Raw genomic sequence first — 22,658 nt, forward strand, 5'->3', positions numbered from 1 at the left:
TCTGCCGAGTCGAGCATGGCTCGACTCTACACACGGCGTCAGCCCTCGCGGGCGACCTGGAACCCGGCGAAGGACTGGCTGACCGGCATCAGCTCCAGGCGATTGATGTTCAGGTGCGGTGGCAGCGTGGCCACCCAGAAGATCTGTTCGGCGATGTCTTCGGCGGTCATCGGATTGGCACCGCTGTACAGCTTGTCCGATGCATTCTGGTCGCCATGGGTGCGGACCACGGTGAACTCGGTCTCGGCCATGCCCGGCTCGATCGTGGTCACGCGCACGCCGGTGCCGTGCAGGTCCGAACGCAGGCCCAGCGAGAACTGGCTGACGAAGGCCTTGGTGCCACCGTAGGCGTTGCCACCCGGGTACGGGTAGACGCCGGCCACCGACGAGATGTTGATGATCGCGCCCTTGCGCTCCACCAGCTGCGGCAGCAGGCGGTGGGTCAGGGTCACCAGCGCGGTGATGTTGGTGTCGATCATCGTGGTCCAGTCCGACAGCCTGGCGCTCTGTGCCGGTGCGGTGCCCTGCGCCAGACCGGCGTTGTTGACCAGCAGGTCGATCTCGCCGAAGGCCGGCGGCAGCGCCAGCAGGGCCGCCTCCATCGCCACCGGATCGCGGATGTCGAAGGCGGCGGCGTGCACCACGTCCTTGCCATAGCGCTCGACCAGCGGTTGCAGGCGTTCGCCGCGGCGGCCGGTGGCGATCACTTTCCAGCCGGCCTGGGCGAAGCGGTGGACGGCGGCGGCGCCGAAGCCGGATGTGGCGCCGGTAATCAGGACAGTGCGGGTCATCAGGCAACTCCAGGGGGAAAACCAGATCCCCATTCTGGCACCGTCCGGCAGCAGCCGTGTTGCCGGATCGGCCGGATCCGGGGTCAGATCCCTTTGCGGAGCAAAGGGGTCTGACCCCGGCGGCGACCCCACGTGTCGGGGTGACCGGTACAATTGCGCCATGATCAACAATGATGTCCTGCGCAGCGTGCGCTACTCCCTGGACCTGGGTGACCAGCACGTGGTCACCCTGTGCCAGATGGCCGACCCGGCCTTCGCCGTGGATACCGAGCAGGTGAAGGCTTGGCTGCGCCGCGAGGACGAAGCCGGTTTCGAGGCGATGAACGACAGCGCACTGGCGCACTTCCTCGATGGCCTGATCGTGCACCTGCGCGGTCGCGACGAGAGCCAGCCGCAGCGTGCGGTGGAAACCCGCATCGACAACAACCTGGTGCTGAAGAAGCTGCGCGTGGCCTTCCAGCTGCGCGACGTGGACCTGATGGATATCTTCGCCAGCGCCGGCTTCAACGTGTCCAAGTCGGAAGTCGGTGCGTTGTTCCGCCAGCCCGGGCACACCAACTACCGGCGCTGCCTGGACCAGATGCTGCGCAACTTCCTCAAGGGCCTGAGCCTGCGCCTGCGCGGCTGAGCACGGCCTCGACGAAGGCGCGCGCGGCTGGCGTCGGCAGCCGCTGCCAGACCAGGTGTACGCGCCGGGTCGGGGTCGGCTGCAGTGGAATCTGAACCACGCCCTGGAAACCTTCGGCGATCAACGCCGGCACGATGCCGACCGCCAATCCGTGGCGGACGAAGCGCTCGACCAGTTCCATCAGGTTGACCTCGAAACGCACCGTGTGCGGCAGGCCAGCGGCGGCGAAGGCATCGTCGGTCTGCCGGCGCGCACCGGTACCGCGCGGGAAGTCGACCAGCGCTTCATCCTGCAGTGCGGTCAATGGCAACCGCGTGCGCCCGGCGAGCCGGTGCGACGGCGCCAGTACCGCTACCAGATCCTCCTCCTGCAGCACCTGGTGGCAGACGCCATCCAGCGCTGCCGACGGCGCCAGGCCGACCAGTGCCACATCCAGCGCGCGCGACTGCACCTGTGCGATCAGGTCTTCGCTCTTGTCCACGCGCAGCTGGAACTCCACCTGTGGGTGCACCCGCTGGAAGGCCGCCAGCATCGCCACGACGTCGATGTCGGTCAGCGAAGAAATCTGCCCGATGGCCAGCAGGCCACGCACTTCGCCACTGACGGCGGCCACGTCGGCGCGCAGGTGGCGCAGGCTGGCCAGCACCTGGCGTGCGTGCACCAGCAACGCCTCGCCGGCGGCGGTAGCCCGCACCTGGCGTGGCAGGCGCTCGAACAGCGTGGCACCCAGTTCCTGTTCCAGGTGGGCGATCTGGTGGCTGAGCGCGGACTGCACCACGTGGCAGCGCTCGGCGGCACGGGTGAAATTGCCCTCCTCGGCCAGGGCGACGGCAAACTCGAGCTGCTTGAGGTTCATCCAGCTATCTTGTTTTCAGATGACAAGGATGATGATGATTCATTTCCATCATGACCGCAGCAGGCGGACACTGTGCACCCCGCTTCCTGGAACACCGCGTGAGCCCGTCCCTTCCCCCTCTGCACCGCTGGCAGGTGCTGCTGATGTCGGTCGCCACCGGCGTGGCCGTGGCCAGCAACTACTATGCGCAACCGCTGCTGCACACCATCGCAGATGCCTTCGGCGTGCCGTTCGGCCAGGTCGGCATGGTGGTTACCGCAGCACAGCTGAGCTATGCCGCCGGACTGATCCTGCTGGTGCCACTGGGTGACCTGTTCGAGCGCCGCCGCTTGATCGTGGTGATGAGCCTGCTGTCGGCCGGTGGCCTGGTGATCAGTGCCTGCGCGCCGTCGCTGGCCTGGCTGCTGGTCGGGACCGCGATCACCGGACTGTTTTCGGTGGTGGCACAGGTGCTGGTGCCGTTCGCGGCCACGCTGGCCGCGCCGGAACATCGTGGCCGCGTGGTCGGCACGCTGATGAGTGGCCTGCTGCTGGGCATCCTGCTGGCGCGTACCGTGGCCGGCTTGCTTTCCAGCCTGGGTGACTGGCGCCTGGTGTATGCCATCGCTGCCGGCACCCTGGTGCTGACCGCACTGGCATTGCAGCGCGGCCTGCCGCGATTCCACCACAGCGCCGGCCTGGGCTATTTCGCCTTGCTGCGCTCGATCGGCGTGCTGTTCGTGCAGGAGCCGGTGCTGCGCCAGCGCACCCTGCTGGGTGCCTGCAGCTTTGCCATGTTCGCGATTTTCTGGACCCCGCTCGCGTTCCTGCTGGCACGGCCACCTTACGCCTACAGCGATGCCACCATCGGCCTGTTCGGGCTGGTCGGTGCAGCCGGCACGCTGGCGGCCGGCCTGGCCGGGCGCATGTCCGACCGCGGCCAGACCGGACGCGCCACTGCCATCGCGCTGGTGCTGTTGCTGCTGTCGTGGCTGCCACTGGGGCTGTCGGCCCACTCGCTGCTGGCGCTGCTGATCGGCGTGGTGGTGCTGGACCTGGCCGCACAGCTGCTGCACGTCAGCAACCAGAACCTGATCTATGCGCTGCAGCCCGCGGCGCGCAACCGCCTCAATGCCGGCTACATGACCGGCTACTTCATCGGCGGCTCGCTGGGTTCGCTGCTGTCGGCGCAGGTCTACCAGCGCTACGGTTGGACCGGCGTCTGCGTGGCCGGTGCCGCCGTGGCCGTGCTGGCCCTGCTGCTGTGGCTGCCCGGCGCGCTGCGCGCGCGCCAGGCGGCATCGTCGAACTAGAAGCTGCCCTGCAGCGCCAGCTCCCAGCGTCCACCGGCATTGCCCGGGAACAGTCGCTTGGCCGCGCTGTCGGTGTCATGCACGGTGGCGCGCAGCTCCCATGCCGGAGTCAGCGTGGCAATGGCACTGAGCTGGCCATGCAGGTAATCCGGGCCCTGCGCGGTGGCCAGCCAGTACTGGCCCACCGCTGCTTCCAGGCGGACGCGTTCGTGCAGCGGCACACGCACGCCCAGCTGGGCATAGGTTCCGCGATGGCCACCGGCCAACGCATCGTTGGAATGCGCGACCTGCAGCCAGGCGCGCTGCTTCCAGGTCACGGTGGTGTTGAGTTCGGTCCAGTCCAGCGCACGACCGGTACCCGGATACACATAGCGGGTCAGGTTCGCATCCAGCGTCCAGTCCGGTGCCAGCGCGCCGGACCAGCCCGCCACCAGGTCGAACTCGCTGCGCGCGCCATTGTCCGGCTTGAACGAGACGTTGGACCCCCACACGCTGGCGTACCAGCCCGATGGGATCGAGATCTTCGCGCCGGCCTGCACCGCCGGGTCACCATCGCTCTGCGAGCTGCCGCGCCACACGTAGTCACTGGTCAAGGCCGCACTGCCACTGACCTGCACCTGTGCCTGCGCGCTGCCCATGCCAAGCAGCCCTGCCAGGGCGGCCACCACCGCCGCCATCATCCCCTTGCTGTTCACTGCACTGTGTTCCTCGTCGAAGGCGGTCACGCCGCCGGGACGGCAGTGTCCAGCGCGTGGCCGTAACGGATCGAGGGTGCGGCCCGGCCCGCGGCGCAAATTCGGCGTAAATCCCGTGGATCGGGGCCATGCGCCAGCGGCGCGGTATCATGGCGCCCTGTTTCCAGGAACCAACCGCGTGGACGCCATCCTGACCCCGGTATCGATCGGCGAGCTGATCGACAAGATCACCATTCTCCAGATCAAGGCCGAGCGCATCGACGATGCCGCCAAGCTGGCCAACGTGCGCACCGAGCTGGACGGCCTGCTGCCCCTGTTGCAGCAGCAGCTGCAGGCACAGCCGGCCCTGGCCGCGCTGCAGCAGCAGTTGAAGGCGATCAACGAGCGTATGTGGGACATCCAGGACCAGCTGCGCGACAAGGAAGCGGCCCAGGTGTTCGATGATGCATTCATCCAGCTGGCACGCGGCGTCTATGGCACCAATGGCGAGCGCGTGCAGGTGAAGAACGAGATCAACCGCGTGGCCGGTTCGGCACTGGTGGAAGAGAAGCAGTACCAGGGCGAGTAACGCCGCTCATCCGCATTCCAGCAGGTGGCGGAAGCGGAACAGGTCACCGTCCCCGCGGATGCCGAGCTTGCGGTAGGCCGAGGTTTTCTGCGAGCTGATCGTGCTGGCTGAACGCCCCGATCGCAGGGCCATTTCGCTGGTGCTGACCCCTTTCAGCACCAGCCCGAGCACTTCCCGTTCGCGCTGGCTCAACGGCACCAGTGCCGGGGCCGGCATTCTGCGTGCACGCGTGCCCGGCAGGTTCAGTTCCGCGCGCAGCTCCGGTGGCACGAAGCGCCCTCCCCGGGCGACCACATCAATGGCACGCAGCAGCACGTCCGGTGGCGTCGACTTGGACAGGAAGCCGCGCGCACCGGCACGCATCGCGGTGGCCACCGTGCTGGCATTGCAGTGTGCCGAGAGCACCAGCACCGGCAGTGCCGGCCAGCGCTGCGACAGCACGTGCAACAGGGCCAACCCATCGCCCAGGTCGCCCATGGGCAACGCATCGATCAGCAGCAGGTCGACACACGTCGGGCTGCGCTCCAGCAGGTGCAGCAGGTGCGCCTCGCTGGACAGGCTCACCCGTACCTGCACACCCGCGTGCTGGCGCAGCAGCACTTCCACGCCCAACCGCAGTACCGGGTGCGGGTCCAGCAGCGCCAGGCGTCGTGGCCGATCAGGCAGCAGAGGCGGAAGGGTCAGCGGCATTGCGGCATGTCCAGGCAACATGGGACATCCAACGTAGGTCGGTGCCCGCAGCGGCGGAATCCAATTCCTTGCAATGGCTGGCCCGCGCATTCCGCCAGTCAGACAGCATTCCGGTTTGCCACGGCGCAAACGCAACAGGCCCGGCAAATGCCGGGCCTGTTGGGGCGTCTCCAGCGCGCAATCGCGCCGAGGCAGCAATTACCAGCTGAAGCGCGGGCCGACGGTGTATTCCTTGTCGCCGTGGCGGTTCATCTTCAGCTCGCCGTTCAGGCCCCAATTCTGGTTCAGCTTGACCTGACCACCCAGGCGGCCGTACCACTGGCCATCCGGATTGACGCCGTGCTTCTTGGCGTAGTCTTCGTAACCGACCATGCCGTAGACCTCGGCGTGGGCGCCGAAGGCAGTGCGGATACCGGCTTCAGCGCTGTAGCCGTTGAAGTCCAGACCGTGCTTGCGGTCGAACTTCTGGTAGGCAACGCGGGCAACGAAGTCGGTGCTCGGAGCGATTTCAACGTTGTAGCCGGCACCGACCTTCCACTGGTCAACCTTCAGGTTGGTGTGGTCGATTTCCTGGCGGCTGTATTCGCCGAAGGCGTGGAAGTTCGGCAGGAAGCCGTAGGAACCCTTCACGCCCCAGCCGTCGGCCTTGATGCCTTCAACGTCGGTCTTGGCGTAGTCGGCTTCGGCGTAGTTGTAGGACAGGTTCTCAGCAGCCGAAGCGGTGAACGGCAGGGCAGCGGCCAGGGCCAGAGCAATCAGCGAATTCTTCATGGGGGTACACCTTTACTTTCTTATGGTGTGCAGCAGCGCCAGGGCGCCATCGCATCGGGAATGTAAATTCTCCGTTATTCGCCACAACGCTCCCTGAAAACAGCGGTCTTCGCATTGCTGAATTTTTTGGCTTGATTCAGGCTGCGTCTGGCATACGCGCGCGGCGCGCGTGCATTCGAATTCCGCTGACCCTTGCAACAGGAGGTTGCCTTGCACGTACCTGCCCCGCTGCGGTTCCGGTTCTGCGCCGCCGTCCTCGCCTTCATCGGCGTGCTTTCCACAGCATCGGCTCGGCCGTTGCAGCCCTCCGATTACCAGCGCGCCGAGCGCGTGCACGACAGCCACCTGCGCGGTGCGCTGCGCAATGCCTCGCTCCTGCCGAACTGGCTGGCCGATGGCCGCTTCTGGTACGAACGCGAAGACGGCCAGGGCCGGCGCGAGGGCGTGCTGGTCGATCCGGCGCAGGCCTCCCGGCAGATCCTGTTCGATCGCGCTGCGCTGGACAGCGCTGCGGGGGCCCTGGGGGTGAACGGGCAACGGTTGCGGTTGGTCAATGTGCAGGTGCTGGCCGATGGCCTGCGCCTGCGCTTCAGCGGTGAAGCCGGCATCGACTGCCAGTGGCCACGTTGGCAGTGCCTGCGGACGCAGGGCGCCATGCCTGCTGCCGATGCACTGCCCGCACCCGACGGCGAGGCCTGGCTGCAGGTGCGCGACCACAATCTATGGCTGCAGCAACGCCGACAGGCACCGCGGGCGCTGACCACCGGCGGTGTCGCCGGCCATGGCTATGGTGTATTGCCCGATTTCACCCTGCGCGGTATTCCACGCAGCCAGGGCCGGATGCCGGCGCGGCCGTTCGCCGTCGGCTGGTCGCCCGATGGACGCTATGTTGCCGGCGTCCGCTACGACGAACGTGCGCTGCGGGACTACCCCTATCTGGAAAGCACCCCGGCCGGCGGCGCGCGGCCCCGCGTGCACACGGTGAAACTGGGATTGCTGGGCGATGCACAGCAGGTGCGTGACAGCCTGTACATCGTCGATGTGCGCAGCGGCCGGCAGCAGGACATCACCCTGCCCGAGGGCTGGAACACCCTCAGCGAGGCCGGCGTGCTGGGCTGGGACGGCCACCGGCTGTATGCCGCGATCGCGCACTTCGGCGCGCCGCGACGGCTGCGCCTGGTGGAGATCGATGCCGGCAGCGGTGCGCTGCGCACCGTGCTGGAAGAAGCCGGCGACGCGCGCCTGCAGCTCAGCCTGTATTCCTACAACCGTGCCTCGGTTGCGATCCTGCCCGGCCAGGACACCGCCGTGTGGTTCTCGCAGCGTGATGGCTGGGGCCATCTGTACCGGGTGCGCCTGTCCGACGGCAAGGTGATGCGCCAGCTCACCCGCGGCCGGTGGGCGGTGCGTGACCTGCTCGGGGTGGACAGCGCAGGCGCTTGGGCATACTTCAGTGCTGGCGGTGTCGAGGGCGGCGATCCTTACGTACGTGGCCTGTACCGGGTAGCACTGCACGGTGGGCCGGTGCAGCGCCTGGCCGCCGATGGCAGCGACCACCTGGCCGATGCGGGCACCGGCATGCTGTTCGGCGGACGCGCGCCGCAGGCGCTGTCGCCCGGCGGCAGCTATCTGGTGGATACCGTGTCCAGCCTCGCGCAGCCGCCGCGCACGGTGCTGCGCGCCAGCGACGATGGCAGCGAAGTGATGGTGCTGGAGGCTGCGGATGCGCAGGCGATCATCGCTGCTGGCTGGCGGCCGCCGCGGCGCGAACGGCTGCTGGCCGCCGACGGGCGCACGCCGATCTTCGCCACCGTCTACCTGCCCCGCGACTATCGCGATGACGGCAGCTTCCCGGTGATCGACGCGATGTACGGCGGTGCCTTCATCAGCAATGCGCCGGTGACCTATGCCGAAGCGGTTTCGGCGCAGAACCCGGTATCGCGCGCCAGCCTGGCCGAGCTCGGCTTCGTGGTGGTCAGCATCGATGCCCGCGGCACCGGCGGCCGCGACAAGGCATTCCATGACAGCAGCTTCCTGCACGGCGCCGATGTGCAGCTCGATGACCATGTGGCCGCGCTGCGCCAGCTGGGCGAACGCTACCGGGGCATCGACCTGCAGCGGGTCGGCATCTACGGGCATTCGTTCGGTGGTTACAGCGCGGCGCGTGCACTGCTGCGCCACCCGGCGTTCTACAAGGTGGCTGTGGCCTCGGCCGGCAGCCACAATTTCCAGGGCATGTACGGCGGCGCCCTGCACGGCATGGACCGGCTGTTCGGTGGCGTGGTGCCAGCTACAGCCATGGCCGATGGCGTGCCGGCCCCCTTTGCCGGGCTCGACAATGCGGCACTGGCCGGCAACCTGCGCGGGCATCTGCTGCTGGTCTATGGCGAACTGGACGAGAACGCGCCACCGGCGCTGACCCTGCAGCTGGCCGCGGCCCTGAACAAGGCCCAGCGTAGTTACGACCTGCTGTACCTGGCCCGGCAGGACCACGAACTGTTCCGCAACGACGCCACCTACACGCACCGCATGTGGGACTACTTCGTGCGCTACCTGGCCGGCCAGCAGCCACCGGATACGGTGCTGGCCCCGCTCCCGGGTGGCCCGGGCTGAACAGGCGCACGCGGGATGTCGATTCCCTACGCGCTGGTTCGTCGTGTACCTGAAGGCCGTGCATGTGGCACGGTCCATCCGGAGGCAGGCAATGAGCTACATCGACGGTTTCGTCCTGGCGGTGCCCACCGCCAACAAGGAGAAGTTCCTCGCCCATGCACGCACAGGGGATCCCGTTTTCATCGAGTACGGCGCGCTGCGCGTGGTCGAGTGCTGGGGCGATGACGTGCCGCACGGCAAGACCACCGACTTCTTCGGCGCGGTGAAAGCCACGCCGGATGAGACGGTGGTGTTTTCCTGGATCGAATGGCCGGACAAGCCGACCCGCGACGCCGGAATGAAGAAGATGATGGAGGACCCGCGGTTTGATCCAACGAAGAATCCGATGCCCTTCGACGGCGCGCGGATGATCTACGGCGGCTTCGTGCCGCTCTACGAGCTGACGCGCTGAACCCGGCGGACGTGCTCAGCGCGCGTCCGTTTCATCGCTGGCAGCAGCATGGCCGGCGCCCAGTGCGGCGCCGGCACCGAGGCCCATGCCGCCCATGCCGGCGCCCATTCCACCACCACCGCCACCGCCTGCACGGCCGCCCTTGGCATCGCCTTCGTTACGGCCCTTGCCGCCACCACTGGCAACGGGCCGGGTCGGCCCCTGCGGTGGAATCTGCAGATCGGCCGGAATCGGGGCCAGATCCAGCGCTTCGCGCACGAAGTCGCGCAGCGAGACCACCAGTTCGTGGGTATGCACCGGCCGCCCCTGTGCCAGTTCGTTGGCGGCACGCGTGGCCAGCCGCACCTGTTCGTCGGTGCCCAGCAGCAGGATGTCCGACAGCGCGGCCTCGACCGCATCGCGGATGCGCCGCGCACGGTCCGAGCGCGGCTCGGCGATGCCGTCGGCATCTTCGCGCTGGCGCAGGTCGCGACGATGGCTGGGATCCACGCCCAGCTCGCCGGTGAACGAACCGCCCAGGGTCTTGTAGGCGGCCATCAGCGTGCGCAGCCGTTCGTTGATCTGCCGGTTCTCGCGCTCGCGGCGCTGCTGCAGGGTCTGCATCACCAGCAGGCGGATGCCGACGCCGAGCAGGGTGATCAGGATCAGGCCGGCCAACGTGGACAGCACGCCCTGCCAGGAACTGAAGTCGATACCGCGCATGGTCGGGGCTCCGGCGGGAAGAACCTGCATCTTGCCCCAGGTAGCGCCCCAGAAACGCGAAAGGCCCTACCACCCGGTGGGTGGCAGGGCCTTCGGTCACGGCGCGATTACTTGCGCTTGGCGACCTTGCGCACGGCCTTCTTGCCCGGAGCCTTCTTGGCGGCGACCTTCTTCAGCGGCGCAGCCTTCCTGGCGACCGTCTTGCGGGTGGCGGCAACCTTCTTGCCCACCGCCTTCTTGGCGACGGCGGTCTTCTTGCCGACAGCCTTCTTGGCGACGGCGGCCTTCTTGCCAACAGCCTTCTTGGCGACGGCAGCCTTCTTGCCGACAACCTTCTTGGCGGCCGCGGTCTTCTTGGTGGCGACCTTCTTGGTGGCGGCAACCTTCTTGCCGACAACCTTCTTCGCAGCCACGGCCTTCTTGGCGGCGACGGTCTTCTTGGCCACAGCCTTCTTGGCGGTGGCGACCTTCTTGCCGACCACCTTCTTGGCGGCCGCGGTCTTCTTGGCAACGGTCTTCTTCGCGACGGCGGCCTTCTTGGTGGCGGCCTTCTTCACGGTGGCGACCTTCTTGCCGGCAGCCTTGGTGGCCTTCTTGGCGGCAGCGGCCTTCTTGGTCACAGCCTTGCCTGCAGCGGCCTTCTTCTTGGCCACTTCCTTCTTCAGGGCAGCGGCTTCGGCCTTGGCGTTCTTCTTGGCCGCTTCCAGCTTCTTCTTGGCATTGGCAACGGTCTTGCCGACCGACTTGGCGGCCTTGTCGGCCTTCTTGGCAACGGTCTTCTCGACCTTGGCCACGGCCTTCTTGGCCTTGGCAACGCGGGTACCGGCCGCCTTGGTGGCGCGCTTGACGGTCTTCTTGACCGACTTCACGGCGTCTTCGGCGGCGTGGGCGATGGTCTCGCCAACGTTGGTGGCGGCTTCTTTGACGTTCTCGACGGCGTCGGTCACGACCGACACACCATTACCGTTGCTCATGTTGCCCTCCTGGGGGCCTTAAGTATCAAAACGGGGCGATGCTATACCGACATTGACGATCGTGGAACGGGGCACGCGCCCGCAATCGCATCTGATGCGACGGCCATGGTGTAGCCCACCACTGCCGCAGAAGCGGCGGGCTCACAGGAAACCCCTTTTTTTAAGGACTACGCCACAGCAAGCGCGTGGTCGAAGATGGCCGATGCGTGCCGTTGCACGGACGCGGCATCCGATGCGTGCTGTGGCGCATTGCGGCACCCGGTTGCGCGGAACTGCGCAGGTATCGGTCTGTGTCGGCGCCCCCGGCGATCGTCTTCGGTGATGCAGGCGTCGCCTGCGCGGTGTCGCCACAGCCATGCTGTCAGCCTCCTCACTCGCCTTTCGCGGCCTGCGGTTTTCATGGCGCATTTATCCAGATCGCGACACACTCATTCAGCTTGTTTTACCGTAGGGCCGAACCGCCCCCACCCACGCCAGCGAACCGACAACCATGCGACCGCTTCCCACCCTGCTTACGCTCGCAATCGCCGCCGCCTTCGGTGGCTTCGTTGCCACCGGCATCAATGCCCACCTGGACAACCGTGCCGATGCAGCACTGCTGCCAGCGGTGCTGCCGACCACCGCCGCGTTGCCGGCCGCGGTGGCCGGACAGGCGGTGCCTTCGCTGGCGCCGATGCTGGAAAAGGCGATGCCGGCCGTGGTCAGCGTCAACACCAAGCAGGTGGTGCGCGTGCGCAACCCGTTCTTCAACGACCCGTTCTTCCGCCGCCTGTTCCCGGATATCCCGCAGGAGCGCATCAACGAATCGCTGGGCTCGGGCGTGATCATCGACGCCAAGGAAGGCCTGGTGCTGACCAACCACCATGTCATCGACAACGCCGATGACGTGCAGGTGACACTGGCCGACGGGCGCACGGTGAAGGCCGAGTTCCTCGGTTCGGACCGCGATACCGACATCGCGCTGATCCGCATCCCGGCGCAGAACCTGACCGACATCAAGCTCGGCAACAGCGACCAGCTGCGGGTCGGTGACTTCGTGGTGGCCATCGGCAACCCGTTCGGCTTCAGCCAGACGGTCACCTCCGGCATCGTCTCGGCGGTGGGCCGCAGCGGCATCCGTGGCCTGGGCTACCAGAACTTCATCCAGACCGATGCGTCGATCAACCCCGGCAATTCCGGTGGCGCCCTGGTCGACCTGCAGGGCCAGCTGGTCGGCATCAATACCGCCAGCTTCAACCCGCAGGGCAGCATGGCCGGCAACATCGGCCTGGGCCTGGCGATTCCGTCCAACCTGGCGCGCAGCGTGGTCGACCAGCTGGTCAAGCACGGCGTGGTGGTACGCGGCACGCTGGGCGTGGAGAGCCAGAACCTGACCGCGCAGATCGCGCAGGGGCTGGGCCTGGGCGAAACGCGCGGTGCGCTGATCACCCGCGTGCTGGCCGGTTCGGCGGCCGCCGCGGCCGGGTTGAAGCCGGGCGACGTGGTGGTCTCGGCCAACGGCCAACGCGTGGACAGCGCCGAAGCCCTGCACAACGTGGAAGGCCTGGCTGCGGTCGGCAGCCCGATGACGCTGGACGTACGCCGCGAAGGCAAGCCCGTGCAGATCAAGGCCACGCTGAAGGAACAGGCGCGTGCGGTCACCGGCGAGAGCCTGGACCCGCGGTTGACCGGTGCCACCTTCGTCGACCTGCCCGAGTCGCTGCGACAGTCGGGTGTCGGCGGCGTGCTGGTCAGCGAGGTCAAGCGTGGCAGCCGCGCGGCCAGCAACGGCCTGCAGCAGGGCGACATCATCACCGACGCCACCGTGGGTGAATTCGCCGACCTGGCCAGCTGGCGCGCCAACTTCCAGCAGCGCCCGCCGACCCTGGTGGTGCGCGTGCTGCGCAACAATGGCCAGCAGCAGGGCCAGCTCGTGATGCGCTGATCGCCCTGCCGTAACACCCCCTATACCCCGGCAATGCTATTGCTGTCAGTCCAGGTCGGCACCGCCGACACCCGTTCCCCCATCGCAACAGGAGTGATTCGATGAGCCCCACCAATACCGAGAACCTGAAGGAACACCTGGGTGAAGCCGGTTCCCACCTGAAGCAGGCCGCCACGGCCGCCGGCGGTGCGATCAAGGGCGCAACCGGTGCCGCGACCGACGAGCTGCGCATCGGCAAGGCCAACGTCAAGGCCGAACTGTCCGACAGCGCACTGTCTGGCCTGGCCGCCGCCGAATTCGGTGGTGCCGCTGCCAAGGAACAGGTTGACGCGTTGATGGACAAGGGCAAGGACCTGATCGACAGCGCCGCCGAGTTGATCCGTGAGCGTCCGCTGGCGTCGTTCGGCGTCGCCTTCGCTGCCGGCTGGATCATCGCCAAGCTGGCCCGCGGCAGCAGCGACAAGTAAGCCGCGGCGTGAGCGAAGACAACGCGCAAGCCCCTGATCCGGCGGCCACCCCGCCGCTGGATGAGAGCATCCGCCAGGTCGGCGCGGCCGGTCGTGCCGCCGCCGATTCGGCCAAGCACACCGTGCGCTCGCTGCGCCGGCTGGCCTCGGCCGACTTCGCCCTGGCCCGCAGTGCCTTCGGCCGTGCGCTGGCCTGGGCCGGCGTGGCGATCGTATTTGGTGCCTCGGCCTGGCTGCTGATGGCGGCCACCCTCATCGCCCTGCTGCAGAGCTGGGGCCTTAGCTGGCTGCAGGCGCTGCTGATCACCTCGCTGCTGAGCCTGGCCGTCACCGGCTACGCGATCTGGCGGGTGTCCTACTTCTTCCACCACACCGGCATGCATGCCACCCGGCGCCAGCTGTCACGCCTGGGCCTGTTCGACGAGCCCAGCGAAGACGACCCCGATGCCGGCGTGCAGCTGCCCGAGGGCAAGCCATGAAGTTCGGCGCGCTGCAGCGGCGGGTGAAACGCTGCGAACAGGTGGTGACCGTGCGCCTGGGCGAGACCCAGGACCACTGGTCCACGCTCAGCGACGTCTGGCGAAAGGGCTGGTCGCCGTTGCGCATCGTGGTGGTCGGCCTGGCCGGTGGCTTCATCGCCGGCAAGCTGGAAGTGCCCGGCAAGGTCAACGGTGCGCGCTGGCTGCAGATGGTCGGTTCGGTCTCGAACCTGTTCGCCAGTGCCCAGGCGGCGTTCGCCACGGCGATGGCGGCACAGGCTGCAGCGACCGCCGATGACGCGGCCGAAGAAGCCGACGATGCCAGCGAACAGGCACAGGCGGCGGCCTCCGCCGCCAACGCACGGCCGGCACCTGCCCCCCGCCCGGAACCCGAACCGGAACCGCGCGAACCGCGCCCGGCCGAAGCCGCCACCGAGCTGTCCGAACGTTGATCCACGCACTCCGCCGCGCCGATCGCGGCCGGCGGATAATGCGCTCCCCTTCCCGGTTGGTGCGTCGATGAGCGAGTCCCTCCTGTCCCCGTCACCAGCCGATCCGCAGGGTGCGGAGGCGCCGCTGCCGCCCCCGTCGCGTCCACGCGGGCCGATGTCGCTGGTGGTCCTGGCCACCCTGGCGGTGGGCTACACGCTGTGGGCCGCGCAGGACATCATCCTGCCGGTGCTGCTGGCGATGTTCTTCGCACTGGTCGGCAACCCGATCCTGCGCCTGCTGCAGAAGCTGTGGATTCCGCGCGCGCTGGGCGCACTGCTGATCCTCGGCGCCGGGCTGGGCTTGACCGGTTCGCTGGCGGTGCAGTTGATCGGTCCGGCGATGGAATGGGCGCAGGAAGCACCGCAGCAGCTGCGCAAGGTGGCCCGGCAGGTGCAGGACCTGACCAAGCCGGTGCAGCAGGCCAACCAGGCGGCGGAAAACTTCGCCCGCGTGGCCGGCGGTGACAGCAACCACAAGGTGCAAGTGATCCGCACCCAGCTGGACGATCCATACCGCATGCTGACCCGTGCACCGCGCCTGGCCGCGTCGGTGCTGGCGGTGGTGCTGCTGACCCTGTTCTTCATGATCTACGGGCAGAGCCTGCAGCGCGCAGCGATCGCCCTGTTCCCGAACCGCCAGCAGCAGCGGTTCACCACCGACATCCTGCGTTCGATCGAACGGGAGGTCTCGCGTTACGTGCTGACCATCAGCGTCATCAACAGCCTGGTCGGGCTGGTGTTCGCCGGCGTGCTGATGCTGCTCGGCATCGGCCTGCAGGAAGCACTGCTGTGGGGCACGGTGGCTGCACTACTGAACTTCGCCCCGTATGTGGGTCCGCTGATCGGCGTGGCGCTGATGCTGTTGATGGGCTTCGTCGAGTTCCGCGACCCGCTGCAGGCCCTGCTGCCGGCCGCCGCCTACCTGGGCCTGCACACCCTGGAAGGGCAGATGGTGACCCCGATCGTGCTGGGCCGTCGGATGAAGCTGTCGCCGCTGGTGCTGATCCTGGCGCTGATGGTGTTCGGCTGGGCCTGGGGCATGATCGGGCTGCTGCTGGCAGTGCCGCTGCTGGTGTGCATCAAGCTGGTGCTGGCACGCCTGGATGGCATGCAGGGCTGGGCACGCCTGCTGGAGTGACGGCATCAACAACGGATTGACGCAGGTGGCGGAACCAGAAACAGGGACGAAGTGGCAGACTATGGCGCCCTACCCGGATGGATCCGCTCGTATGAACTCTCTCGCCACGCGTTGCCTTGCCTTGGCCTGCATTGCCGCTCCCGCGTTCGCCGCGACACCGCCGACTGCCGATCAGGCGCGCACCCAGCTTGCTGAGGCGGTTACCTGCAAGCGGCACCTCACGCCCATGCAGTTCGACGCCATGGCCCGGATGCTGGCACCGGCCCCGGCAAGGGCGCAGGACGGCGAATCCAGCAGCGAGTTCCGGCTGACCACGCCCTTGATGGTGCTGGGCCAGCCCGTGAACCGGCTGCAGTCCTATGACGGCGACAGCGGCGAGGATGGCATCGACAGTTTCACCGCGTACTTCAGCTCGGCCAGTGTGGAACAGGTCGCGGCACTGGCGAAGATGTCCGACCCGGTAGCAGGCACCTACACGAAGGAAGTTGGGCGGCACAACCTGGACGTGCAGCAGTTCGACGGCCAGACCACCATCGCCTGCTCGTACAACCTGCGCTGACCCGGCCCAGCCACAGTGCCCACCCGCCCGCCGCGTCGCATGAAAGCCCGCGCGGGCAGGGGTAGAATGGCGAGGTGAATTTCCCCGTCCAAGCCATCACCCTCGACCTTGACGACACGCTGTGGCCGTTCGCTCCGATCGGCGCCCGCATCGAACAGGTCCTGCACGCCTGGATGTGCGAACACAGCCCCGCTACCGCCGCGATGTATCCGGTGGAGGCGATGCGCGAACTGCGCGAGCGGCTGTACCACGCCCATCCGCACCTCCACCACGACCTGAGTGCGCTGCGCCGGCTGACCCTGCACGAAGCACTGCACACCAGCGGTGCCAGCCTCGATCTGCTGGAGCCTGCGTATGAAGTGTTCTACGCCGCGCGCAACCAGGTGGAGTGCTATCCCGATGCGATCGACGCGCTGGCGCGCATTGCCGCACGGGTACCGGTGGCGGCGCTGAGCAACGGCAACGCCGACCTGGAGCGGATCGGCCTGGCCCATCATTTCGCCTTCCAGCTGGGTTCGCGCGAACACGGCGCGGCCAAGCCCGAAGCCAGCATCTTCCATGCCGCGTGCACCCGCCTGGGTGTGGCACCGGCACAGGTGCTGCACGTCGGCGACCATGCCGAGATGGACGTGGCCGGGGCGATTGCCGCCGGCCTGCGCGGCTGCTGGATCAACCGCGACGCAGCCACCTGGACCCATCCGCAGCTGCAGCCGGACCTGCAGTTCGGCACCCTTACCGGCCTGGCCGACTGGTTGGATGCCAACCTCGACGCCGCCGCACCCCGGAGTACCTGACGCATGAGCGAGATCACTGGTTTCACCGCCGACACCGCTGCGGCGCTGCCGTTGTACGTGCTGGACCGCGAGCAGTTCGCCGCCTGGAAGGACAGCCAGCCGGCTGCCACGCAGGCGTGGCTGGCATCGCAGGGCTTCAACGCCGGCGCCCACAGCGTGGCACTGCTGCCGGGCGCCGATGGCCTGGCCGGTGCCGTGATGGGCGTGGGTGATCGTGCCGATGCCTACAGCTATGCGCATGCGCCGCACGCGCTGCCGGAAGGCAGCGTCTGGCAGCTAGCCAATGAACTGCCGGCCGCCGAACTGGCGCTGCTGCAGCTGGGCTGGGGCCTGGGCAGCTACCGCTTTGACCGCTATCGCAAGCGCAACCGCGCACCGGCGCAGCTGGTGGCCTCGCCGACCGGCGAAGTGGCCGACCTGATCGCCGCCAGCCTGCGCGTGCGCGACTGGGTCAACACCCCGACCGAAGACATGGGCCCGCAGCAGCTGGAAGACGCCGCGCGCACGCTGGCCGATGCACATGGCGCGCAGGTCGAGGCGATTACCGGCGACGAACTGCTGAAGCAGAATTTCCCGGCCATCCACGCCGTGGGCCGCGCTTCGCATCGTGCGCCGCGTCTGGTCGTGCTGCGCTGGGGCAGGGAAACCGACCCGGCGCTGGTGCTGGTGGGCAAGGGCGTGTGCTTCGATACCGGCGGGCTGGACATCAAGCCGGCCGACGGCATGCGCAACATGAAGAAGGACATGGGCGGCGCCGCGCACGCACTGGCCCTGGCCGGCCTGGTGATGGCACGTGGGCTGCCGGTGCGGCTGACCCTGCTGGTGCCGGCGGTGGAAAACGCGATCGGTCCGGATGCCTTCCGCCCGGGCGAAGTGATCGCCACCCGCAAGGGCCTGAGCGTGGAGATCGACAACACCGATGCCGAAGGCCGCGTGATCCTGTGCGATGCGCTGACCTTCGCCGGTGAGCAGAAGCCGGACCTGGTGCTGGACTTCGCCACCCTCACCGGTGCCGCGCGCATCGCACTGGGCCCGGACCTGCCGGCACTGTTCAGCAACGACGACACGGTGGCCCAGCAGTGGCTGCAGGCCGGTGACGCGACCCGCGACCCGGTCTGGCGCATGCCGCTGTGGCGCCCCTACCTGCGCTACCTGAGCAGCGGCATCGCCGACCTGGCCAACGCCGGTTCGCGCATGGCCGGCTCGGTGACCGCCGCGCTGTACCTGGAACGCTTCCTGGAAGACGGCCAGCGCTGGGCGCACCTGGATGTGTATGCCTGGAACGACGGCGAGCGCCCGGGCCGTCCGGCCGGTGGCGAAGCGCTGGCGCTGCGCTCGGCGTGGGCGATGCTGAAGCAGCGCTACAGCTGATCGGGTGGGTGCCGACCGTTGGTCGGCACCCCGTCCCCGGAAAATCTGACGAAAAATTGAATTTCGGCCCCGGCCGGGTTCTGCGAGGATGTGTGGGTCGACCACCCACACGCTCCGTGAAGGCAGGACTCCGACCATGTCGCTCTTCCGCTACACCCGCGCTGGCCAGACGCCGGGCGCGCCACGCAAGCATTCACCCCTGCTCTGGATCGCACTGATCGCACTCATTCTGGGTGCGGTCGCGCTGGCCTTCGCCTGGCTGGCCGGCTGGATTGGAAACCGCCTGACCGCGCAGCGCTTCACCGACACCATCGAGGCCACCGGCCCGGCCCACCCGGGCTTCCGCCGCGCGCACAGCAAGGGCATCTGCGTGAGCGGCTGGTTCGAACCCAGCGCGCAGGCCCCCACCCTGTCCAGCGCACGGGTGTTCTCGCAGCGCCGCGTGCCGGTGATGGGCCGGTTGTCGATCGGCGGCGGCGACCCCTACGGTGCCGACAACACTGCACGCGTGCGCAGCCTCGCGGTGCAGATGGTCAGCGATGATGGCCAGGAATGGCGCATGGCGATGAACAGCTTCCCGTTCTTCGCCGTGCCCAGCGCCGAGGCGTTCTACGAGCAGACCCGCGCCTCCATTCCCGACCCGGCCACCGGCAAGCCCGATCCGCAGAAGATGGCCGCGGTGCTGGCCAAATACCCCAGTGCGCAGGCTTTCCAGCAGTGGGCCAAGACCGCGCCGTGGACCAGCAGCTGGGCCGACACCACCTTCAACAGCGTCAACAGCTTCTGGTTCACCAATGCGCAGGGCCAGAAGCGCGCGGTGCGCTGGCGCTGGCAGCCGCAGGCGCCGGTGGTGGAGATGGATGCGGAAACCCGCAAGCAGGCCAGCGTCGATTTCCTCAGCCAGGAACTGCAGCAGCGCCTGGCCAGCGGCCCGGTGCGCTGGAACCTGGTCGTGACCACCGCCGAGCCTGGCGATGCCATCGATGATCCGTCGGTACCGTGGCCCGAATCGCGTGACCAGGTAGTGGCCGGCGTACTCAGCCTGGACCGCATGCAGTCGCAGGAACAGGGCGCCTGTGGGCAGATCAATTTCGATCCGCTGATCCTGCCCAGCGGCGTGCGTGGCAGTGACGATCCGATCCTGGCGGCCCGCTCGGCCGTGTATTCGCAGTCCTTCAACCGCCGCGAACGCGAGCGCGCCACCGGCAACGTCGAGCAACGGAAGGAGGCCGCACGATGAGCACCGGCAACGGCCACTTCAACCTGCTCGCGCGGGTGCTGCACTGGTCCATGGCGCTGATGATCGTCGCCATGCTGTTCATTGGCGTGACCATGGTCGCCTCGCTGCACCTGCGGCCGATGCTGATCGACCTGCACCGCCCATTGGGCATCACTATCGGCGTACTGGTGTTGCTGCGCCTGTACAACCGGCTGCGTCATCGCCCACCGCCGCTGCCGGCGGATCTTCCTGTGTGGCAGGTGATGGCGGCCAAGGCCTCGCACTGGATGCTGTACGCGCTGATGCTGGCGATGCCGCTGATCGGCTGGGCGATGCTGTCGGCCGGCGGTTACCCGATCGTGCTGTGGGGCGGCCTGCACCTGCCGCCGATCGTGCCCCATACCCCGGCACTGTATGCCGCGTTGCGCAATGCGCACAGCCTGCTGGCCTATGTGTTGTTTGCCACGGTGCTGATGCATGTGGGTGCGGCGCTGTTCCACCTGTGGGTGCGGCGTGACGGGGTGTTCCAGGCGATGGCGCGCGGGAAGGAGTGATGATCGGGTTCGCCGGGAGTTCCCGGCGGGTTGTTTCCGCGACCGCGGGTGGGGTGTCACTTTCTTTGCGCGCAAAGAAAGTAACCAAAGAAACGCTCCGCCGGCCGCGAGCCGCCGCTACGCGACGGTTCCCTGTGCTCCTCGGTCCGTCGAGGGACGGCGCGGGAACTCGCTGCGCTCAGACACCCGCGCCTCTTCGCCCTCGCCGGTCCTGCGGTGCTCGGCTCGCTCAAGGCGGACTGGAAGGTCAAGATCAACAGCAAGAGCATCCACGCATGGCGTGGATCTACCGGGTGCAGATTTTGCCTTTGACGTTGGGTCCGCCTTGAGCGAGCCGAGCATCGCAGGGGAATCAGGGGGCGCAGAGGCGCCGGTGTCTGAGCGAAGCGAGTTCGGCGCCGTCCCCTGATTCGCCGAGAAGCGCAGGGAACCGTCGCGTAGCGACGGCTCGCGCTCTGGCGGCGTGTTTCTTTGGTTACTTTCTTTGCACGAGCAAAGAAAGTGACACGTCTCCGCAGGCGCGGAAATGATCCGCTACAACCACCCCTTCTGCCGCGCCAGCCGGTACGCCTCGATCCGGTTGGCCACGCCCAGCTTGCCGATGCACTCGGACAGGTAATTGCGCACCGTACCGTGCGACAACCCCAGCTGCTCGGCGATCTCGCTGGCGGTGCGGCCCTCGCCCGCCAGCCGCAGTACGCGGCGCTCGCGGTCGGTCAGCGGATCGGCCTGCGACCACGCATCCAGTGCCAGCTGCGGGTCGATCGCGCGGATGCCCTGTTTCACCTTGCGCAGGGCATCGGCCAGGTTCTCGGCCGGTGCATCCTTCAGCAGATAGCCCAGCACGCCGGCTTCCAGCGCGCGGCGCAGGAAACCGGCCCGGGCGAAGGTGGTCACGATCACCACCTTGATCGGCAGCTCGTGGCGCGCGATGCGCTGGGCAAGCTCGAGCCCGGACAGGCCGGGCATCTCGATGTCGGTGACCAGAATGTCCGGTTGCAGCTGCTGCAGCATCCGCCACGCGGTTTCGCCATCGGCGGCGCTGCCCAGCACCTCGATATCCGGCTCCAGGCCCAGCAACGCCGACAGTGCACCGCGCACCATCGCCTGATCCTCGGCCAGCAGGATGCGGATCATGCGACACCGTCCTGTGCCAGCGACGGCGGCGCTCCCGGCGGCAACGGTGTGGTCGCGGCAGCCAGTGGCACGCGCACGGTCAGTCGCGTGCCCTCGCCCTTTGCGGACTGTACCTGCAGGCTGCCCCCCAGGGCGGCCACGCGTTCGCGCATGCCGCTCAGCCCGTTGCCCTCGGCCTGCACGCCGCCACGGCCATCGTCGCGGATCTGCATCGCCAGCATGCGTCCCTCCAGCATGAACTCCACCCGTGCCTGTGTCGCCTGTGCATGGCGCACGATATTGGTTGCGGCCTCGCGCAGCACCAGCGCCAGCCCGCGTTCGACATCCACCGGCATCGCCGGTGGTGGTGCGTATTGAAGGTGGACCTGCTGGCATTCCAGCAGCAGCCGCGCCGATGCCAGCTCACCGGCCAGGTCGCTGGCGCGGATGCCGGTAACCGCGCTGCGCACCTGTGCCAGCGCTTCGCGGGCGATGGCCTCGGCCTCGCCGATCTCCAGCCGCGCGCGCGCGTCGCCGCGATCATGCAGCTTGCGCGCCAGCTCCAGCTTCAATGTGATCAGCGACAGGGTGTGGCCGAGCAGGTCATGCAGGTCGCGGCCGATGCGTTCGCGCTCGGCAGTGGCCGCCAGCCGCCGCACCTCGTCCTGCGACAGCTGCAGTGCCGCATCCTTCTGCTGGTTGAGCGCTTCCACGTTCACGACCAGCCCCACGATGTAGGACACGGCCGGGATCCAGACCAGGCTCTGCCACGGGTATTGGAACAGCAGCGCGAGGCTGCAGAACAGAAGGTTCAGGCCAGTGAGCTGCAGCAGATACTGCCACCAGCCACCGCGTCCGCTCACCCGCAGCAGCACGCAGCCGAACACGAAGTAGGTCAGCCCGGACGGATACCAGGGCAGCAGCACCAGCGACATCGCGATCAGGCCCAGCGCATAGCGCGGAGCGTGATGGCGCGGCGCCACCATCACCTTGGCGTACAGCAGCAGGAACACCGGATAGCTGGCCAGCGTCAGCAGCAGCCAGCGCAGGGTGAAGCCGTGGCCAAGCAAGGGCGTCAGGAAGATCCACACCGACCACAGCAGGTGGACTGCCTCGCTCCAGGGCGATTTTCCCCGGCGCAGCGTATCGGCCACCGCCGAGTCCGGCGCGGGGCGCAGCAGCGAGGCAAGCCATGTCGACGGCACGGGCGGTTCCAGGCGGGGACGATCGCCGCCGATCATGCCAGTTCAGCCGCCTGCGCGCAGGCGCCACCACCGGCCGGGCGGCACCGGCGCAACCGAGCGCGGATCACGGTACGCTTGGCGGCGCGGCTGTGGCGGGCCAGCGACGGGGTGATCGGATCCATGGGCGGTACCGGTAGCGGGGACATTGCCATCCTGTGCCGCCGTGGTCACGTTTCGCAGTTGCCGCCGTCAGTGTCATCGGGTGACAGCTGTCACTGCCGTCATCGCTGTGCCTGCCTGCATGCTGTGCCGCACGCTCCACCGCCGGAAC

25 protein-coding genes are annotated in these 22,658 nt (G+C 67.8%); 15 read left to right on the forward strand and 10 right to left on the reverse strand.

Annotation, left to right across the window (positions count from 1 at the left end; translation table 11 throughout):
• Window positions 1-38: 38 nt before the first annotated feature.
• Window positions 39-791: an SDR family NAD(P)-dependent oxidoreductase gene (locus AC5P98_RS14830; protein ID WP_014035694.1), complete on the reverse strand. Its 753-nt coding sequence runs from the start codon at window positions 789-791 to the stop codon at window positions 39-41.
• Between the two features lie 160 nt (window positions 792-951).
• On the opposite strand from AC5P98_RS14830, the gene AC5P98_RS14835 reads away from it, so the two are divergent.
• Window positions 952-1,419 carry a YehS family protein gene (locus AC5P98_RS14835; RefSeq protein ID WP_495230082.1) on the forward strand — a complete coding sequence of 156 codons (468 nt, stop codon included), beginning with the start codon at window positions 952-954 and terminating at the stop codon, window positions 1,417-1,419.
• Here the strand turns inward: AC5P98_RS14835 and AC5P98_RS14840 are convergent.
• On the reverse strand, window positions 1,388-2,275 hold the full coding sequence (locus AC5P98_RS14840) for a LysR family transcriptional regulator (RefSeq protein ID WP_014645661.1): 888 nt from the start codon (window positions 2,273-2,275) through the stop codon (window positions 1,388-1,390). The two genes, AC5P98_RS14835 and AC5P98_RS14840, sit on opposite strands and share 32 nt — an antisense overlap.
• Window positions 2,276-2,418: 143 nt before the next feature.
• On the opposite strand from AC5P98_RS14840, the gene AC5P98_RS14845 reads away from it, so the two are divergent.
• On the forward strand, window positions 2,419-3,567 hold the full coding sequence (locus AC5P98_RS14845) for an MFS transporter (RefSeq protein ID WP_343238362.1): 1,149 nt from the start codon (window positions 2,419-2,421) through the stop codon (window positions 3,565-3,567).
• Here the strand turns inward: AC5P98_RS14845 and AC5P98_RS14850 are convergent.
• Window positions 3,564-4,262, reverse strand: a complete 699-nt coding sequence (locus AC5P98_RS14850; RefSeq protein ID WP_049408698.1) for a TorF family putative porin — start codon at window positions 4,260-4,262, stop codon at window positions 3,564-3,566. The two genes, AC5P98_RS14845 and AC5P98_RS14850, sit on opposite strands and share 4 nt — an antisense overlap.
• 178 nt (window positions 4,263-4,440) lie before the next feature.
• On the opposite strand from AC5P98_RS14850, the gene AC5P98_RS14855 reads away from it, so the two are divergent.
• On the forward strand, window positions 4,441-4,830 hold the full coding sequence (locus tag AC5P98_RS14855; protein ID WP_010486915.1) for a DUF6165 family protein: 390 nt from the start codon (window positions 4,441-4,443) through the stop codon (window positions 4,828-4,830).
• A 6-nt stretch (window positions 4,831-4,836) separates the two neighbouring features.
• Here AC5P98_RS14855 and AC5P98_RS14860 read toward each other — a convergent pair whose 3' ends face one another.
• Both AC5P98_RS14860 and AC5P98_RS14865 read right to left on the reverse strand, forming a co-directional pair.
• Window positions 4,837-5,520, reverse strand: a complete 684-nt coding sequence (locus AC5P98_RS14860; protein WP_032961444.1) for a response regulator transcription factor — start codon at window positions 5,518-5,520, stop codon at window positions 4,837-4,839.
• A 198-nt stretch (window positions 5,521-5,718) separates the two neighbouring features.
• Window positions 5,719-6,291 (reverse strand): OmpO family porin, encoded by a 573-nt coding sequence (locus tag AC5P98_RS14865; RefSeq protein ID WP_014645657.1) that lies wholly within the window; start codon window positions 6,289-6,291, stop codon window positions 5,719-5,721.
• Window positions 6,292-6,501: 210 nt separating this feature from the next.
• Between AC5P98_RS14865 and AC5P98_RS14870 the strand changes: the two genes are divergently transcribed.
• Both AC5P98_RS14870 and AC5P98_RS14875 read left to right on the forward strand, forming a co-directional pair.
• Window positions 6,502-8,904 carry a S9 family peptidase gene (locus AC5P98_RS14870; RefSeq protein WP_478444120.1) on the forward strand — a complete coding sequence of 801 codons (2,403 nt, stop codon included), beginning with the start codon at window positions 6,502-6,504 and terminating at the stop codon, window positions 8,902-8,904.
• A 91-nt stretch (window positions 8,905-8,995) separates the two neighbouring features.
• The gene (locus AC5P98_RS14875) at window positions 8,996-9,355 is read left to right on the forward strand and encodes a DUF1428 domain-containing protein (RefSeq protein WP_014645655.1); all 360 of its coding nucleotides are present in this window, start codon (window positions 8,996-8,998) and stop codon (window positions 9,353-9,355) included.
• 15 nt (window positions 9,356-9,370) lie between these two features.
• Here the strand turns inward: AC5P98_RS14875 and AC5P98_RS14880 are convergent, their stop codons facing one another.
• Both AC5P98_RS14880 and AC5P98_RS14885 read right to left on the reverse strand, forming a co-directional pair.
• Window positions 9,371-10,057: a hypothetical protein gene (locus AC5P98_RS14880; protein ID WP_049408690.1), complete on the reverse strand. Its 687-nt coding sequence runs from the start codon at window positions 10,055-10,057 to the stop codon at window positions 9,371-9,373.
• Between the two features lie 107 nt (window positions 10,058-10,164).
• Window positions 10,165-11,031 (reverse strand): hypothetical protein, encoded by an 867-nt coding sequence (locus AC5P98_RS14885; protein WP_049408691.1) that lies wholly within the window; start codon window positions 11,029-11,031, stop codon window positions 10,165-10,167.
• A 490-nt stretch (window positions 11,032-11,521) separates the two neighbouring features.
• Here AC5P98_RS14885 and AC5P98_RS14890 point away from each other — a divergent pair, with 490 nt between their 5' ends.
• From AC5P98_RS14890 to AC5P98_RS14935, 10 genes are all read left to right on the forward strand, one after another.
• Window positions 11,522-12,955 (forward strand): Do family serine endopeptidase, encoded by a 1,434-nt coding sequence (locus AC5P98_RS14890; RefSeq protein WP_049408692.1) that lies wholly within the window; start codon window positions 11,522-11,524, stop codon window positions 12,953-12,955.
• A gap of 101 nt (window positions 12,956-13,056) precedes the next feature.
• Entirely contained in the window at window positions 13,057-13,422 is a 366-nt protein-coding gene (locus AC5P98_RS14895; RefSeq protein ID WP_004153835.1) for a hypothetical protein, read from the forward strand.
• Between the two features lie 8 nt (window positions 13,423-13,430).
• Complete coding sequence (locus AC5P98_RS14900) at window positions 13,431-13,901, forward strand: phage holin family protein (protein ID WP_014645651.1); 471 nt, start codon at window positions 13,431-13,433, stop codon at window positions 13,899-13,901.
• A complete protein-coding gene (locus tag AC5P98_RS14905) occupies window positions 13,898-14,353 on the forward strand; it encodes a hypothetical protein (protein ID WP_014645650.1) in 456 nt (151 codons plus the stop codon). Before AC5P98_RS14900 ends, AC5P98_RS14905 begins: the two co-directional genes overlap by 4 nt.
• A gap of 67 nt (window positions 14,354-14,420) precedes the next feature.
• Window positions 14,421-15,530: an AI-2E family transporter gene (locus tag AC5P98_RS14910; RefSeq protein ID WP_049408693.1), complete on the forward strand. Its 1,110-nt coding sequence runs from the start codon at window positions 14,421-14,423 to the stop codon at window positions 15,528-15,530.
• A 91-nt stretch (window positions 15,531-15,621) separates the two neighbouring features.
• Window positions 15,622-16,089, forward strand: a complete 468-nt coding sequence (locus AC5P98_RS14915; protein WP_049408694.1) for a hypothetical protein — start codon at window positions 15,622-15,624, stop codon at window positions 16,087-16,089.
• Window positions 16,090-16,163: 74 nt separating this feature from the next.
• Window positions 16,164-16,883: an HAD family hydrolase gene (locus AC5P98_RS14920; protein ID WP_049408695.1), complete on the forward strand. Its 720-nt coding sequence runs from the start codon at window positions 16,164-16,166 to the stop codon at window positions 16,881-16,883.
• Between the two features lie 3 nt (window positions 16,884-16,886).
• Window positions 16,887-18,254, forward strand: coding sequence for a leucyl aminopeptidase family protein (locus AC5P98_RS14925; protein ID WP_049408696.1), 1,368 nt, complete (start codon window positions 16,887-16,889; stop codon window positions 18,252-18,254).
• Window positions 18,255-18,390: 136 nt separating this feature from the next.
• Window positions 18,391-19,494 (forward strand): catalase family peroxidase, encoded by a 1,104-nt coding sequence (locus tag AC5P98_RS14930; protein ID WP_032961465.1) that lies wholly within the window; start codon window positions 18,391-18,393, stop codon window positions 19,492-19,494.
• A complete protein-coding gene (locus tag AC5P98_RS14935) occupies window positions 19,491-20,027 on the forward strand; it encodes a cytochrome b (protein WP_049408697.1) in 537 nt (178 codons plus the stop codon). The genes AC5P98_RS14930 and AC5P98_RS14935 overlap by 4 nt, the downstream gene beginning before the upstream one ends.
• A 534-nt stretch (window positions 20,028-20,561) precedes the next feature.
• Here the strand turns inward: AC5P98_RS14935 and AC5P98_RS14940 are convergent.
• The 3 genes from AC5P98_RS14940 to AC5P98_RS14950 are packed head-to-tail and all read right to left on the reverse strand — an operon-like array spanning window position 20,562 to window position 22,509.
• Window positions 20,562-21,164: a response regulator transcription factor gene (locus tag AC5P98_RS14940; RefSeq protein WP_014645643.1), complete on the reverse strand. Its 603-nt coding sequence runs from the start codon at window positions 21,162-21,164 to the stop codon at window positions 20,562-20,564.
• Window positions 21,161-22,384, reverse strand: a complete 1,224-nt coding sequence (locus tag AC5P98_RS14945; RefSeq protein ID WP_495230084.1) for a sensor histidine kinase — start codon at window positions 22,382-22,384, stop codon at window positions 21,161-21,163. The genes AC5P98_RS14940 and AC5P98_RS14945 overlap by 4 nt, the downstream gene beginning before the upstream one ends.
• Window positions 22,381-22,509 (reverse strand): hypothetical protein, encoded by a 129-nt coding sequence (locus tag AC5P98_RS14950; protein ID WP_257473236.1) that lies wholly within the window; start codon window positions 22,507-22,509, stop codon window positions 22,381-22,383. Before AC5P98_RS14950 ends, AC5P98_RS14945 begins: the two co-directional genes overlap by 4 nt.
• Window positions 22,510-22,658: the final 149 nt, after the last annotated feature.

Source organism: Stenotrophomonas sp. YJH_SMC_135, from assembly GCF_059372355.1.

Bases quoted from the DNA above. Each gene is read 5' to 3' on its own strand.
- AC5P98_RS14830 (WP_014035694.1), bottom strand. From the start codon at position 791: ATGACCCGCACTGTCCTGATTACCGGCGCCACATCCGGCTTCGGCGCC.
- AC5P98_RS14835 (WP_495230082.1), top strand. From the start codon at position 952: ATGATCAACAATGATGTCCTGCGCAGCGTGCGCTACTCCCTGGACCTG.
- AC5P98_RS14840 (WP_014645661.1), bottom strand. From the start codon at position 2,275: ATGAACCTCAAGCAGCTCGAGTTTGCCGTCGCCCTGGCCGAGGAGGGC.
- AC5P98_RS14845 (WP_343238362.1), top strand. From the start codon at position 2,419: ATGTCGGTCGCCACCGGCGTGGCCGTGGCCAGCAACTACTATGCGCAA.
- AC5P98_RS14860 (WP_032961444.1), bottom strand. From the start codon at position 5,520: ATGCCGCTGACCCTTCCGCCTCTGCTGCCTGATCGGCCACGACGCCTG.
- AC5P98_RS14865 (WP_014645657.1), bottom strand. From the start codon at position 6,291: ATGAAGAATTCGCTGATTGCTCTGGCCCTGGCCGCTGCCCTGCCGTTC.
- AC5P98_RS14875 (WP_014645655.1), top strand. From the start codon at position 8,996: ATGAGCTACATCGACGGTTTCGTCCTGGCGGTGCCCACCGCCAACAAG.
- AC5P98_RS14880 (WP_049408690.1), bottom strand. From the start codon at position 10,057: ATGCGCGGTATCGACTTCAGTTCCTGGCAGGGCGTGCTGTCCACGTTG.
- AC5P98_RS14885 (WP_049408691.1), bottom strand. From the start codon at position 11,031: ATGAGCAACGGTAATGGTGTGTCGGTCGTGACCGACGCCGTCGAGAAC.
- AC5P98_RS14890 (WP_049408692.1), top strand. From the start codon at position 11,522: ATGCGACCGCTTCCCACCCTGCTTACGCTCGCAATCGCCGCCGCCTTC.
- AC5P98_RS14895 (WP_004153835.1), top strand. From the start codon at position 13,057: ATGAGCCCCACCAATACCGAGAACCTGAAGGAACACCTGGGTGAAGCC.
- AC5P98_RS14905 (WP_014645650.1), top strand. From the start codon at position 13,898: ATGAAGTTCGGCGCGCTGCAGCGGCGGGTGAAACGCTGCGAACAGGTG.
- AC5P98_RS14910 (WP_049408693.1), top strand. From the start codon at position 14,421: ATGAGCGAGTCCCTCCTGTCCCCGTCACCAGCCGATCCGCAGGGTGCG.
- AC5P98_RS14915 (WP_049408694.1), top strand. From the start codon at position 15,622: ATGAACTCTCTCGCCACGCGTTGCCTTGCCTTGGCCTGCATTGCCGCT.
- AC5P98_RS14925 (WP_049408696.1), top strand. From the start codon at position 16,887: ATGAGCGAGATCACTGGTTTCACCGCCGACACCGCTGCGGCGCTGCCG.
- AC5P98_RS14930 (WP_032961465.1), top strand. From the start codon at position 18,391: ATGTCGCTCTTCCGCTACACCCGCGCTGGCCAGACGCCGGGCGCGCCA.
- AC5P98_RS14935 (WP_049408697.1), top strand. From the start codon at position 19,491: ATGAGCACCGGCAACGGCCACTTCAACCTGCTCGCGCGGGTGCTGCAC.
- AC5P98_RS14940 (WP_014645643.1), bottom strand. From the start codon at position 21,164: ATGATCCGCATCCTGCTGGCCGAGGATCAGGCGATGGTGCGCGGTGCA.
- AC5P98_RS14945 (WP_495230084.1), bottom strand. From the start codon at position 22,384: ATGATCGGCGGCGATCGTCCCCGCCTGGAACCGCCCGTGCCGTCGACA.
- AC5P98_RS14950 (WP_257473236.1), bottom strand. From the start codon at position 22,509: ATGGATCCGATCACCCCGTCGCTGGCCCGCCACAGCCGCGCCGCCAAG.